The following is a 13,064-nucleotide window of genomic DNA, read 5'->3' on the forward strand; positions in this document are numbered from 1 at the left end:
GGATCCGAGGGCCACTACCGAGGACCGGGCCGGACGGGCGGGTCGCTCCTGGTGGATGGTTCCGGTGTTCTGTTGTCCTACGGGGTGCTGCTGGTCGTGCTGGTGCTACGCGTGGTGCGGGGCGCGCCGGCGGGCGGCGCGCACGACTCCGACGATAGCGGCTGGGAGCCGCTGGACGAAGGAGGCCGGATGCAGCAGGAGCGGCCGCCCGGCTGGGCGACCGCTCCTGGCGCGATCAACGACGGAGGCCGAGGCGCTCGATGATCGAGCGGTAACGGTTGATGTCCGTCTTGCTGAGGTAGTTGAGCAGGCGGCGGCGCTGGCCGACCAGCAGCAGCAGACCACGACGGCTGTGGTGGTCGTGCTTGTGCTGCTTCAGGTGCTCCGTGAGGTGCGCGATGCGGTGGCTCAGCAGCGCGACCTGCACCTCCGGCGAGCCGGTGTCGCCCGGCGTCGTGCCGTACTCGGCGATGATCCTCTTCTTGGTCTCCGCGTCGGTTCCGATCGACATGCGGGCTCCTCTCGACTCGTTGCGCGGCGCGCCGGGGCCTGTTCTCCCGGGCACTTGGATCCGCGGCCGTCCTGACGGCAACCGGAGAAACGTACCAGCGGCCTCGCGACGCACCCAAAACACCGGTACGGCGGGGCTCACCCCTCCTGCGGCGCACCCTCGGCCGCGGCGAGCACCGCGCGGGCCGCCGCGCGGGCCGCCGTCGGGTCGGAGGCGGCGAGCACGGCCTCGGCGACCTGGTGGCACTCGTCGGCCGTGACGCGCGCGAGCATCGCGCCCACGGCCCGGACCGCGCTGGGCGCCATCGACAGCGAGGTGATGCCCATGCCGACGAGCGCGCAGGCCAGCAGCGGGTCGGCGGCGGCCTCGCCGCAGACCCCGACGGGCTTGCCGGCCTGCTGGCCCGCCGCCGCCGTGATGGCGACGAGGTGGAGGACCGCGGGCTGCCACGGGTCGGTGAGGTGGGCCAGGTCGCTGGCGAGGCGGTCGGCCGCCATCGTGTACTGCGTCAGGTCGTTGGTGCCGATCGAGAGGAAGTCGACGACCTCGAGCACGCGGTGGGCGAGCACGGCGACCGCCGGCACCTCGACCATCGCGCCCGCCTTGAGGCCACGGGCGTGCACCTGCTCGGCGAAGGCGGCGGCCTCGTCACGCGTGGCGACCATGGGGGCCATCACCCAGGCCTCGGTGCCGGTGCGCTCCGCGGCCTGCGCCACCGCGTCGAGCTGGTGGGCCAGCAGCGCGGGGTTGTGGGCGGCGAGCCGCAGCCCGCGCACGCCCAGGGCGGGGTTCTCCTCCCCCTCGTGCGTCGCGAACGCGATCGGCTTGTCCGAGCCGGCGTCGAGGGTGCGCACGACGACGTGCTGGCCCCGGTCGGCGTACGGCGCGAGCACCTCGGCGTAGAGGTCCGCCTGCTCGGCCACCGTGGGCTCGGTGGGACGGTCGAGGAACGACAGCTCCGTGCGGAAGAGGCCCACGCCCTCGACGGGCTCGCTCGTCGCGGCCTGCGCGGAGGCGGGGTCGGCGACGTTGGCGAGGAGCTTGACCCGCACCCCGTCGCGGGTGGCGGCCGGCCCGGTCCAGGCGGCGGTGGCGGCGCGCAGCTCGGCGTCGACGCGCACGCGGGCGCGGGCCTCGTCGGCGTCGGGCGCGAGCTCGACGGTGCCGGCGGCCCCGTCCACCAGCACGGGCTCGCCGTCCGGCAGCTCCAGGGCCCCGACGACGCCGACCACGCACGGGATCCCCAGCTGGCGGGCGATGATCGCGGTGTGGCTGGTCGCGCCGCCGCGCTCGGTGACGAGGCCGACCACGACGGCGGGGTCGAGCCCCGCGGTGTCGGAGGGCGCCAGGTCGGCGGCGACGAGCACCACCGGGGTCCCCGGCAGCACGACGCCCGGCTCGGGCGCACCGGCCAGGCGCGCGACCAGGCGGCGCTCGATGTCGCGCAGGTCGGCGACGCGCTCCGCCATCAGGCCGCCCTGCTGCTCGAACAGCGCGACGAAGGTGTCGACGGTCGACTCCACGGCACCCAGCAGGTCCGCGCCGCCCCGCAGCTGCTTGCGCACGCCGGAGCGCAGCCCGCGGTCGCGGGCGAGGCCCGCGCTGGCGGTGAGCACCTGGGCGGCCGCGCCCTCGACGCGGGCGGCACGCGCGACGTACCCGTCGGCCACGGCCGCGGCAGCCGCGTCGTACGCCGCGAGCGCGGGCTCCTCCTCGGTGGGCGCCGAGGCACGCAGGGCGGCGACGGCCGCGGGGTCGACCTCCGTCGCGACGCGGAGCACGGGGGCGTGCGCGACCCCGGGCACGACGGGCGTGCCGCGACGGGTCCGGACGGAGGCGGTGTCGGCGGCGGTGTCGGCGGGGTCGACGGAGTCGGCGGTGACCATGCTCCGAGTTTGCGCCCCGACCCCTTGACAGTCAACATGTTCGGGCATAGAACAACACGAACACAGATTCGTGATCACGCCGGCCGAGACCGGACGGTCCAGGGAGGCGGAGATGTACGCCGAGGAACGACAGAACGCGATCGCCCAGCGGGTGGCGGCCGAGGGCCGCCTGTCCGTGACGGCTCTCGCCGCGGAGTTCGAGGTGACCACCGAGACGGTGCGCCGCGACCTCTCGGGGCTCGAGCGCCGCGGCCTCGTGCGCCGGGTCCACGGCGGGGTCGTGCCCGCGGACGCGCTCCACGTCATCGAGGCCGGCGTGGCCGACCGCAGCCGCACCCGCACCGCGGAGAAGGAGCGCATCGCCCGCCTCGCCGTCCGCTACCTGCCCAGCCCCGGGAGCACGGTGCTGCTCGACGCGGGCACCACCACCGCGGCCCTGGCCGCGGCGCTCCCGCCGGCCCACCGCCTCGTGGTCGTCACCCACTCGGTGCCGATCGCGGCCCGCCTCGCGGGCCTCCCCCAGCTCGACCTGCACCTGCTCCCCGGCCGCGTCCGCCCGCAGACGCTGGCCGCCGTGGGTCCCGAGACCGTCGTGCACCTCGAGCGGCTGCGCGTCGACGTGGCGTTCGTCGGCGCGAACGGCATCTCGACCGACCACGGCCTGTCCACCCCCGACGCGGAGGAGGCCGCGGTGAAGCGCTCGCTCGTCGCTGCCGCCCGATCCGTCGTCGCCCTCGCCGACGGCACCAAGGTCGGCGAGGAGCACACCCGCAAGTTCGCCGAGCTCGACGAGGTCGACGCCCTGGTCACGACCACGGACGCTGACCCCGACGAGCTCGCCGCCCTGCGCGCCACCGGCCTGGAGGTCGACGTCGCATGATCCTGACCCTCACCCCGAACCCGAGCGTCGACCAGACGGTGGCGCTCACCGAGCGGCTGGCCCGCGGGGCCGTCCACCGCGTCGCCACCACGACGTCCCAGCCCGGCGGCAAGGGCGTCAACATCTCCCGCGCGGCCGTCGCCGCCGGCGAGCCCTCGATCGCCGTGCTCCCCGCGCTGATCGACGACCCGTTCGTCCTCGAGCTGCTCGCGGGCGGCGTCGACTGCCGCCCGGTGCGCCCCAGCGGCCCGGTCCGCGTCAACGTGACCCTGGCCGAGCCCGACGGCACGACGACGAAGCTCAACAGCCCGGGGGCCGAGGTCGACGCCCGCGTCCTCGACGACCTGACCGAGGTGCTGCTGCACCACGCGGGCCAGGCCGACTGGACGGTGCTCGCCGGCTCCCTGCCCCCCGGGGCACCTCCCGAGTGGTACGCCGCCCTCACCGCCCGGCTGCGCTCGCGCGGCACGCGGGTGGCGGTGGACACCAGCGACGCCCCGCTCAAGGCCCTCGTGGCCGCCCTGCCCGGCCCCGCTCCCGACCTGATGAAGCCCAACGCCGAGGAGCTCGCCTCCTTCACGGGCGCCGACGCCGACGTGCTCGAGGCCGACCCGGCCGCGGCCGCCGCGGCGGCGCACCAGCTGCTCGAGCGGGGCGTGGGCACGGTGCTCGCCACCCTGGGCGCCAACGGCGCCGTCCTGCTGCACCGCGACGCCACCGGCGCGGTCGGCGCCTGGCACGCCACCCCGCCCCCCACCACCGTGGTGAGCACGGTGGGCGCGGGCGACTCGAGCCTCTTCGGCTACCTCCTCGGCTGCCGACGGGGCCTCCCCGCCGAGCAGCGCCTCGCTCTCGGCGTCGCCTACGGCAGCGCCGCCGCCGGGCTGCCCGGCACCACCATCCCGCTCCCCGACCAGGTCCGTCCCGAGCTGGTCGCCGTCTCCCCCGTCCCGTTCACCCGAGGTGACTCATGACCCACGACACCAGCCCTGCGCTGATCACCCCCGACCTGGTCCGGCTCGACGCCGACCTCGGGCCGGAGAAGGACGACGCGATCCGCGCGCTCGTGGCCGTGCTGGCCGAGGCCGGCCGCACCGACGCCCCCGAGACGGTGCTCGCCGACGTGCGCGCCCGCGAGGAGAAGTCGGCCACCGGCCTCGCCGGCGGCATCGCGATCCCCCACTGCCGCACCGCGGGCGTGGCCCACCCGACGCTGACCTTCGCGCGGCTCTCGCCGCGCGTGGACTTCGGCGCCAAGGACGGCGGGGCCGACCTCGCGTTCCTCATCACCGCCCCCGACGGCGGTGGCGCGCTGCACATGAAGATCCTGCAGCAGCTCGCCCGGGCGCTGGCCAAGCCGGCGTTCACCCAGTCGCTGCGCGCGGCGGCCACCCCCGAGGAGGTCGTGGCGATCGTCGAGGACGTGGTCTCGCTGCCCGCCGAGGCCGCGGCCCCGACGGCGACATCGGCCGACACCGGTGCGGCCGCGACCGCCACCGCGGACCCGGGCGCGGCTCGCCACGTCGCGAACCCCCCGTCGCTCGTGGCCGTCACGGCCTGCCCGACCGGCATCGCGCACACCTACATGGCCGCCGAGGCCCTCGAGGCCGCAGCCGCCCGGGCCGGGGTGACCCTGCACGTCGAGACCCAGGGCTCCGCCGGCTCGACCCCGCTGGCCCCGTCCGTCATCGCCGCGGCCGACGCCGCGATCTTCGCCGTCGACGTCGGGGTGCGCGACCGCAGCCGCTTCGCGGGCAAGCCCCTCGTGCGCTCCTCGGTCAAGCGCCCCATCGACGACGCGGACGCCATGATCGCCGAGGCCCTGCGCGCGGCCAGCGACCCGTCGGCGCCCCGCGTCGAGGGCGAGGCCGGCGCGGCCGGTAGCGACGAGGGGGCCGGCGACGGCGAGTCGTGGGGAGGCCGCACGCGGCGCGTCCTCATGACCGGCGTCTCCTACATGATCCCGTTCGTGGCGGCCGGCGGCCTGCTCATCGCCCTGGGCTTCCTGCTGGGCGGCTACGACATCACGAACGCGTACGCCGAGATCGCCGTCAACCACTCGCTGGCCGACCTGCCCGACCCCGCGTCGTACGACCTGCAGCACGTGCTCTTCGGCTCCGGCCTGGCGGCCTACCTCGGCGCGCTGCTCTTCGTCATCGGCAAGACCGCGTTCATGTTCTTCATCCCGGCCCTGGCCGGCTACATCGCCTACGCGATCGCCGACCGCCCGGGCATCGCGCCCGGTTTCGTCGTCGGTGGCCTCGCGGCCAACATCTTCGGCGTCGTGGACGGCGACGGCACGGCGCTGCCCGCCACCGGCTTCCTCGGCGCGATCGTCGGCGGCGTGCTCGCCGGCGTCGTGGCCCACTGGATCGCCGGCTGGAAGGTGCCCAGCTGGGCCCGCGGCCTCATGCCCGTCCTCATCATCCCGCTGCTCACCTCGATCGTCGCGGGCCTGCTGATGATCGTGGTGCTCGGCAAGCCGATCAACTGGCTGATGACCGCCCTCGAGGACGGCCTCAGCTCGCTCGACGGCTCGAACGCGATCCTGCTCGGCGTCGTGCTCGGCCTGATGATGGCGTTCGACATGGGTGGCCCGCTCAACAAGGTGGCCTACAGCTTCGCCGCCGTCGGCGTGGGCGGCGCCAGCCTCGCGAGCGACGCGCCCGAGCTGAAGATCATGGCCGCCGTGATGCTCGCCGGCATGGTGCCGCCGATCGCCCTGGCGCTCGCCACCGTCGTCCGGCCCCGCCTCTTCACCGAGAACGAGCGCGAGAACGGCAAGGCCGGCTGGCTGATGGGCGCCTCGTTCATCACCGAGGGCGCCATCCCGTTCGCCGCCGCGGACCCGCTGCGCGTCATCCCCGCCATCATGTTCGGCAGCGCCATCACCGGTGGCCTGTCCCAGGCCTTCGAGGTCACCGTCCGCGCCCCGCACGGCGGCATCTTCGTGCTGTTCGCCGTGGGCAACGTGGTCGGCTTCCTCATCGCCCTGGCGGTGGGCACCGTGGCCGCCGCGGCCGCCGTGGTCGCGCTCAAGACCTGGACCCGTCCCGCGCTCCCCGACGCCGAGACGGGGGTGAGCGCCGGCGCCACGGGCACCGGGGCCACCGGGGCCACCGCGGGCGACCGCTCCCCCGTCTCCGCCTGACCCCGCACCACCACCGAGAGGACCCGCTCATGCCCACCACGACCGCCGTCGTCGGCTCCGCCGTCGGCCTCCACGCCCGCCCCGCGGGCATCATCGCCGAGGCCGCCGAGGAGCTCGACGCCGACGTGACCATCGCGCTGCCGGGCGACGAGCCCGTCGACGCCGCCTCCGCCCTGATGATCATGACCCTGGGTGCCGGCCACGGCGACACCATCGAGGTCGCCGGCGACGACGAGGCGGCCGTCGCCGCGATCGTCGCGCTGGTCGAGAAGGACCTCGACGCCGAGGACTGAGCGGCCCGGTCCGGCGCCACTGCCGGTACGACGACGGCCCGTCCCCTCACGGGGGCGGGCCGTCGTCGTGCGCGGGGCTCGTGGGGGGCCGCGTCCGGCGTCCTGCTCGCGGCGGGTACGGCGGCCGGTCGGTCAGGTGGGGGGCGCGAGGAGCTCGCGGGCCCGCCGCACGTCCTCGGCCATCTGCACGACGAGGGCCTCGACGCCGTCGAAGCGCGTCATGCCGCGCAGCCGGGCGACGAAGGAGACCTCGACCTCCACGCCGTACAGCTCGAGGTCGGCGCGGTCGAGGACGTAGGACTCCACGCGCCGCTCGCGCTCGCCGTCGAAGGTGGGGTTGGTGCCGACCGAGATGGCCGCGGGGTGCGTCTCGCCCGTGTCGGGGCGGCGCAGCCACCCGGCGTACACGCCGTCGGCGGGGGCGGCCGCGAGGCCGGTGGTGGGCACGTTCGCCGTCGGGTAGCCCAGCTCGCGACCCCGCTGGTCGCCCTGCACGACGACGCCGCGCACGGTGAAGGGCCGGCCGAGGGCCTCGGCGGCACCCTCGACGTCGCCGGCGGCGAGGCAGTTGCGCACGTAGGTCGACGACCACACCTGTGGACCGCCGTCGAGCGCGATGCCCTCGGCCACGAAGTCGCGGGAGCGGCCGGTCTCCTGCAGCGTGGCGACGTCGCCCGCCGCCCGGTTGCCGAAGCGGAAGTTGGCGCCGACCACCACGCCGCGCACGTGGAGGGCCTCGACGAGGATGCGGTCGACGAACTCCTCCGGCGTCCAGGCGGCCACGCCGCGGTCGAACGGCACGACCAGCACGTCGTCGATGCCCGCGGCGCTCAGCAGCGCCACCCGCGCGTCGATGGTGGTGAGCGTCGGCGGGGCGTGCTCGGGGCGCAGCACGGCGATGGGGTGGGGGTCGAACGTGACGGCGACGACCCGGGAGACCCCGAGCTCGTCGGCCAGCTCCCGGGCCCGGCGCACGACGTGCTGGTGGCCGAGGTGCACCCCGTCGAAGTTGCCGATGACCGCCACCGTGCGACCGAGGTCGCCGGGGACGTCGGCCAGCGCCCGCCAGACCTGCACCACCGCAGCAGACTCCTCTCGACCCGCGTCGTCGCGACGCTCGCCAGTGCTGACGTCAGCCTCGCACAGCGCCCGGCGCGTCCGCGCGTCGGTCCAGCAGCTCCTGGTAGACCGCGCGGACCCCGATGGCCCGCTCGAGCTCGGCGAGCACCCCGGTGAAGAACTGCCCCCGGAAGGTGTCGTCCGTGACGGCGACGACGGTGAAGTAGAGCCCGGAGAAGGCGGACAGGAAGACCGACACCGCCAGCAGCTCGGCGGTCAGCCCGGGCAGGCCCGGCACCGAGCTCACCGACCCGGCGGTCCACGTCTCCGCGACCTCCGGGCGCATGGTCAGCACGCCGAACAGCACGAAGAACACGAACATGGAGGCGACCACGACGAGCACCTGCACGCCCTGCACGACGATGAGCACGAGCAGCAGGTTCCAGCGCTCGAAGCGGTTCAGCACCACGTTGCGGGCGGGGTCGGCGCTCTCGTCGGCCACGAGGCGGGCCGCGTCGTCCTCCAGGGGGGTGCCGCGGCACGCCGACAGCAGGAGCGCGTCGTCGACGTTGTCGTCGACGCGGTCGACCTCCTCCGGCAGGCGCACCAGGAGGAACACCACCGCCATCGCCCCGAAGAGCAGCACCGTCAGCCACAGGTAGCCGGCCGGGAGGCTCGCCGACATCTGCCAGACTTCGGCGTTGATGAAGAGGAACGTGACGAAGACGAGGAGCAGGGGCAGGGCACGGGTGACGGTGGGCAGCAGCTGGCGCAGGCTGCCGAGCGTGCGTCCCACCGCCCACGCGACGATCGGCCGCGCCCCGAGGGCGACGATCGCGTACGCCGCCACCGCGAGCCCCGCACCCGTCAGGAGCGTCGCCGGCGCCAGCGCGGCGTCGGACCCCGCCCAGGCCAGGGCGACGCCCACCAGCACGGTCGCGAGCACGACGAGCACCAGGCCCGGCACGACCCGGGACGGTCGCAGCGCGGCGCGGGCCCGCGTCCGCCCGGACGAGACGAAGTACGGCAGGCCGTGCGTCGCGAACCAGCGCTCGGTGGCCTCGAGGCGGGCGGCCTCGTCGGGGAGGGGGTGCATCCGCACAGCCTGCCACCGCGGCGGCGGGCGGCGGCGGTCCGCCTCGTCCCGCGGACGCGCGACGCCGTGGGGTCTCAGGTGAAGACGGCGACCGGCTTGAGGCGGTCGCCCGCGGCGCGGTAGAGCGCCAGGAAGTCGCCGTCCGGCCCGAGCACGGCGAGCGGCGGTGCGTCGGGGCCCTCCCCCGCGTCGCCGCCGGGGAGGGTGGCCGGCAGGGCCAGCGCCCGACCCACGCGCACGTCGCGCTCGCCGTCGGCGTCGACGTCCAGCACGGGGAAGACCCGGCGGGCGACCTCTGCCAGGGGCACCATCGTGAACTCGTCGGCGAGCTGGTCGAGCGTGCGCGCCGTGGCCAGGTCGAACGGGCCGACCGCGGTACGGCGCAGCGCCGTCAGGTGCCCGCCCGTCCCGAGCAGGACGCCCAGGTCGCGCGCGATCGCGCGCACGTACGTCCCGCTCGAGCAGCGCAGCTCGACGTCGACGTCGACGACGGGCGTGCCCTCCACCTCGGCGGGGCGCACGTGGCCGACGGCCAGCTCGTGGACGGTGACGCGGCGCGACGCGAGCACGACCTCCTCGCCGTCGCGCACGCGCTGGTAGGCGCGCCTGCCGTCGACCTTCACGGCCGAGACCGCGGTGGGCACCTGCTCGATCTCCCCGACGAAGCCGGCGAGCGCGGCGCGCACGTCGGCCTCGCCCACGTGACCGGCCGGGCGTACGGCGAGCACCTCGCCCTCCGCGTCGTCCGTCGACGTGGCGACGCCGAGCCGCACGGTCGCGGCGTACCCCTTCTCCGTGAGCATGAGGTGGCCGAGCAGGCGCGTGGCCCGCCCGACTCCGAGGACCAGCACGCCGGTCGCCATCGGGTCCAGCGTGCCCGCGTGGCCGACCTTGCGGGTGCCGGCGAGCCGGCGCACGCGGCCGACGACCCCGTGGGAGGTGATCCCCCCGGGCTTGTCGACCACGACGATGCCCGTGGGGGCCTCGCTCATCACGGCGACGCGTCCTCGGCCGGGCCGTCGGTGCCGGTGTCCGCGTCGTCCTCGTCGAGGTCGTCGCCGTCGTCCTCGTCGAGGTCGTCGCCGTCAGCCTCGTCGAGGTCGTCGTCGTCAGCCTCGTCGAGGTCGTCGTCCTCGCGGGGCTTGCGGTACGGGTCGGGCTCCCCGGCGTACTGCTCGACACGCGAGGCGGCGACCGCCTCGTCGAGGGCCTTCGCCTTGGCCAGCACCTCGTCGAGGTGGCGGGCCGTCTCGGGCAGGGCGTCGGGCACGAACTCGAGCGTCGGCACGTGGCGCGTGCCGAGCTGCTTGCCGACCTCGGAGCGGATCATGCCCCGGGCCGAGTCGAGCGCCGCGGCCGTACCGGCCAGCGAGTCCTGCTCGCCGAGCACGGTGTAGAAGATCGTGGCGTGCTGCGTGTCACCGGAGACGCGCACGTCGGTGACCGTCACGAACCCCAGCCGGGGGTCCTTGAGACGGCGCTCCAGCATCTGGGCCACGACGACCTGGATGCGGTCCGCGATGCGGCGGGCACGGGGGTTGCTCATGTCGTTCTTCCTGTCGTGACGAACCGGCCGTCGGCCGGGCGGCGAAGCGCCCGGTCGACGGCCGGTCGGGACGGTTCTCAGCCGCGCGGGATCTCGCGCAGCTCGAAGGCCTCGACGATGTCGCCTTCCTTGATGTCCTGGAAGTTGCGCAGCACGAGACCGCACTCGAAGCCCTCGCGGACCTCCGACGCGTCGTCCTTCTCCCGCTTGAGCGAGGACAGGTCGAGGTTGTCGGCGACGACCTTGCTGTCGCGGAGCACCCGCACCTTCGCGTTGCGCCGGATCGAGCCGCTCGTGACCATGCAACCCGCGATGTTGCCGATCTTGGAGCTGCGGAAGATCGCACGGATCTCCGCCTGGCCCAGGACCTGCTCCTCGTACTCGGGCTTGAGCATGCCCTTGAGGGCCGCCTCGATCTCCTCGATGGCCTGGTAGATCACCGAGTAGTACCGGATCTCCACGCCCTCCTTGTCGGCCATCTCGGTCGCCTTGCCCTGCGGGCGGACGTTGAAGCCGATGATGATGGCGTCGGAGGCGGCCGCCAGGTCGACGTTGGTCTCGGTGATCGCACCGACACCGCGGTCGATGACGCGCAGGCTGACGTCGTCGCCGACGTCGATCTTCGACAGCGCGTCCTCGAGCGCCTCGACCGAGCCGGACACGTCGCCCTTGAGGATCAGGTTGAGCTCCTGGTCCTTGCCCTTCTCCAGCGAGGCCATGAAGTCCTCGAGGGTGCGGCGGACCCGGCGCTTCGCCTGCAGGGCGGCACGCTCGCGCGCCTCCCGCTTCTCGGCGATCTGACGGGCCATGCGGTCGTCGTCCACGACGATGAAGTTCTGGCCCGCACCCGGCACCGCCGAGAGGCCCAGGACCATCGCCGGACGAGCCGGGTCGACCTCGGTGAGCTCGTTGCCGTGCTCGTCGAGCATGGCGCGGACGCGACCGTAGGCGGGACCGGCGACGATCGAGTCGCCGACGCGCAGCGTTCCGCGCTGCACCAGGACGGTGGCGACCGGACCGCGACCGCGGTCCAGGTGCGCCTCGACCACGAGGCCCTGCGCGTCCTGCGTCGGGTTGGCCCGCAGGTCGAGCGAGGCGTCCGCCGTCAGGACGACGGCCTCGAGGAGGCCCTCGAGGTTGAGCCCGGCCTTGGCCGAGACGTCGACGAACATCGCGTCGCCGCCGTACTCCTCGGGGACGAGGCCGTACTCCGTCAGCTGACCGCGGACCTTCGTCGGGTCGGCGTCCGGCTTGTCGATCTTGTTGACCGCGACCACGACCGGCACGCCGGCGGCCTTGGCGTGGTTGAGCGCCTCCACCGTCTGCGGCATGACGCCGTCGTCGGCCGCGACCACGAGGATCGCGATGTCGGTCGCCTGGGCACCACGGGCACGCATGGCGGTGAACGCCTCGTGGCCCGGGGTGTCGATGAGGGTGATCCGGCGCTCGGTGCCGTCGACCTCGGTCGCGACCTGGTAGGCGCCGATGTGCTGCGTGATGCCACCGGCCTCCTTGTCGACCACGTTGGCGTTGCGCAGCGCGTCGAGCAGCTTCGTCTTTCCGTGGTCGACGTGACCCATGACGGTCACGACCGGCGGACGGATGACGAGGTCGGACTCGTCGCCCTCGTCGGAGCCGAACTCCAGGTCGAACGACTCGAGCAGCTCGCGGTCCTCGTCCTCCGGGGACACGACCTGCACGGTGTAGTTCAGCTCGTCGCCGAGCAGCTCCAGCGTCTCGTCGTTGACCGACTCGGTCGCCGTGACCATCTCGCCCAGGTGGAACAGCATCTGCACGAGCTGGGCCGCGTCGACGCCGATCTTCTCGGCGAAGTCGGTCAGCGAGGCGCCGCGGGAGAGACGGATCGTCTCGCCGCCGCCCTTGCGCACGCCCTTGACGCCCAGCGTCGGGGCCTGCATGGCCTCGAACTCCTGACGACGAGCGCGCTTGCTCTTGCGACCGCGACGCGACGGGCCGCCGGGGCGACCGAAGGCGCCCTGCGTGCCACCGCGCTGGCCGGGACGACCGCCACCGGGGCGACCGGCACCCGGACCGCCGCCGAAGCCGCCGGGACCACGCCCGGGGGCACCGCCGCCGGCGCCGGGACGGGCGCCACCGGGGCCACCGCGACCGGGCGCGCCGGGACGGGCACCGCCGGGGCCACCGCGACCGGGACCGCCCGGACGGGCACCGCCCGGACCGGAGCCGAACGCGGCCGGGGACTTCGGCATCATCGCCGGGTTCGGGCGGGGCATGCCCGGCCGACCCTGGGCGCCACCCTCACGGGCGGCCGGGGGACGCGGCGGACGCTGGTCGCCCGACGACGCCGGGGCGCCCTGCCCACCCGCGGCGGGGTTGGCCGGAGCGGGGCGACGGCCCATGCCCTGGTTGGAGGCGAACGGGTTGTTGCCGGGACGCGGCTGGCCGGGACGACCCACGGGACGCGGGCCGGGGCTCTTCTGCGCCGGCTTGGGGCCCGGACGGGCGCCGCCGGAGGGACCGGGGCGGCCGGGGGCCGAGGGGGACGGCGCCGAGCCGCCACCGGAACGCGCGGCGGGGGCCGCCGGCGTCGACGGGGCGGAGGGCGCGGACGGCGCCGCGGGGGCGCTGGGCGCGGACGGCGCGCTCGCAGCCGGGGCCGC

General features: G+C 75.0%; 11 protein-coding genes. 4 read left to right on the plus strand and 7 right to left on the minus strand.

The window, feature by feature from the left end:
* Positions 1-235 precede the first annotated feature (235 nt).
* Both rpsO and ptsP read right to left on the minus strand, forming a co-directional pair.
* On the minus strand, positions 236-511 hold the full coding sequence (gene rpsO, locus ACOACO_RS15740; RefSeq protein WP_277499148.1) for a 30S ribosomal protein S15: 276 nt from the start codon (positions 509-511) through the stop codon (positions 236-238).
* A 137-nt stretch (positions 512-648) separates the two neighbouring features.
* Positions 649-2,397, minus strand: coding sequence for a phosphoenolpyruvate--protein phosphotransferase (gene ptsP / locus ACOACO_RS15745; RefSeq protein ID WP_420297208.1), 1,749 nt, complete (start codon positions 2,395-2,397; stop codon positions 649-651).
* Between the two features lie 112 nt (positions 2,398-2,509).
* On the opposite strand from ptsP, the gene ACOACO_RS15750 reads away from it, so the two are divergent.
* Genes ACOACO_RS15750 through ACOACO_RS15765 form a run of 4 tightly spaced genes read left to right on the plus strand, consistent with a single transcriptional unit; the run spans position 2,510 to position 6,721 of the window.
* Positions 2,510-3,277 (plus strand): DeoR/GlpR family DNA-binding transcription regulator, encoded by a 768-nt coding sequence (locus tag ACOACO_RS15750; protein WP_420297209.1) that lies wholly within the window; start codon positions 2,510-2,512, stop codon positions 3,275-3,277.
* Complete coding sequence (locus ACOACO_RS15755; protein ID WP_420297210.1) at positions 3,274-4,251, plus strand: 1-phosphofructokinase family hexose kinase; 978 nt, start codon at positions 3,274-3,276, stop codon at positions 4,249-4,251. Before ACOACO_RS15750 ends, ACOACO_RS15755 begins: the two co-directional genes overlap by 4 nt.
* Positions 4,248-6,428, plus strand: a complete 2,181-nt coding sequence (locus ACOACO_RS15760; protein ID WP_420297211.1) for a PTS fructose transporter subunit IIABC — start codon at positions 4,248-4,250, stop codon at positions 6,426-6,428. The genes ACOACO_RS15755 and ACOACO_RS15760 overlap by 4 nt, the downstream gene beginning before the upstream one ends.
* A gap of 29 nt (positions 6,429-6,457) precedes the next feature.
* Entirely contained in the window at positions 6,458-6,721 is a 264-nt protein-coding gene (locus ACOACO_RS15765) for an HPr family phosphocarrier protein (RefSeq protein WP_420297212.1), read from the plus strand.
* A 132-nt stretch (positions 6,722-6,853) separates the two neighbouring features.
* Here the strand turns inward: ACOACO_RS15765 and ACOACO_RS15770 are convergent, their stop codons facing one another.
* The 5 genes from ACOACO_RS15770 to infB all read right to left on the minus strand — a co-directional run.
* A complete protein-coding gene (locus tag ACOACO_RS15770; RefSeq protein WP_420297247.1) occupies positions 6,854-7,798 on the minus strand; it encodes a bifunctional riboflavin kinase/FAD synthetase in 945 nt (314 codons plus the stop codon).
* 55 nt (positions 7,799-7,853) lie between these two features.
* Positions 7,854-8,876, minus strand: coding sequence for a hypothetical protein (locus tag ACOACO_RS15775; protein ID WP_420297213.1), 1,023 nt, complete (start codon positions 8,874-8,876; stop codon positions 7,854-7,856).
* A 74-nt stretch (positions 8,877-8,950) separates the two neighbouring features.
* On the minus strand, positions 8,951-9,868 hold the full coding sequence (gene truB, locus ACOACO_RS15780) for a tRNA pseudouridine(55) synthase TruB (RefSeq protein ID WP_420297214.1): 918 nt from the start codon (positions 9,866-9,868) through the stop codon (positions 8,951-8,953).
* Entirely contained in the window at positions 9,868-10,422 is a 555-nt protein-coding gene (rbfA, locus tag ACOACO_RS15785) for a 30S ribosome-binding factor RbfA (RefSeq protein WP_420297215.1), read from the minus strand. Before rbfA ends, truB begins: the two co-directional genes overlap by 1 nt.
* A 77-nt stretch (positions 10,423-10,499) precedes the next feature.
* On the minus strand, positions 10,500-13,064 hold a 2,565-nt coding region (infB, locus tag ACOACO_RS15790), incomplete at its 5' end, for a translation initiation factor IF-2 (protein ID WP_420297216.1).

The sequence above is a fragment of the Nocardioides sp. CPCC 205120 genome (assembly GCF_048654585.1).
GTDB lineage: Bacteria > Actinomycetota > Actinomycetes > Propionibacteriales > Nocardioidaceae > Nocardioides.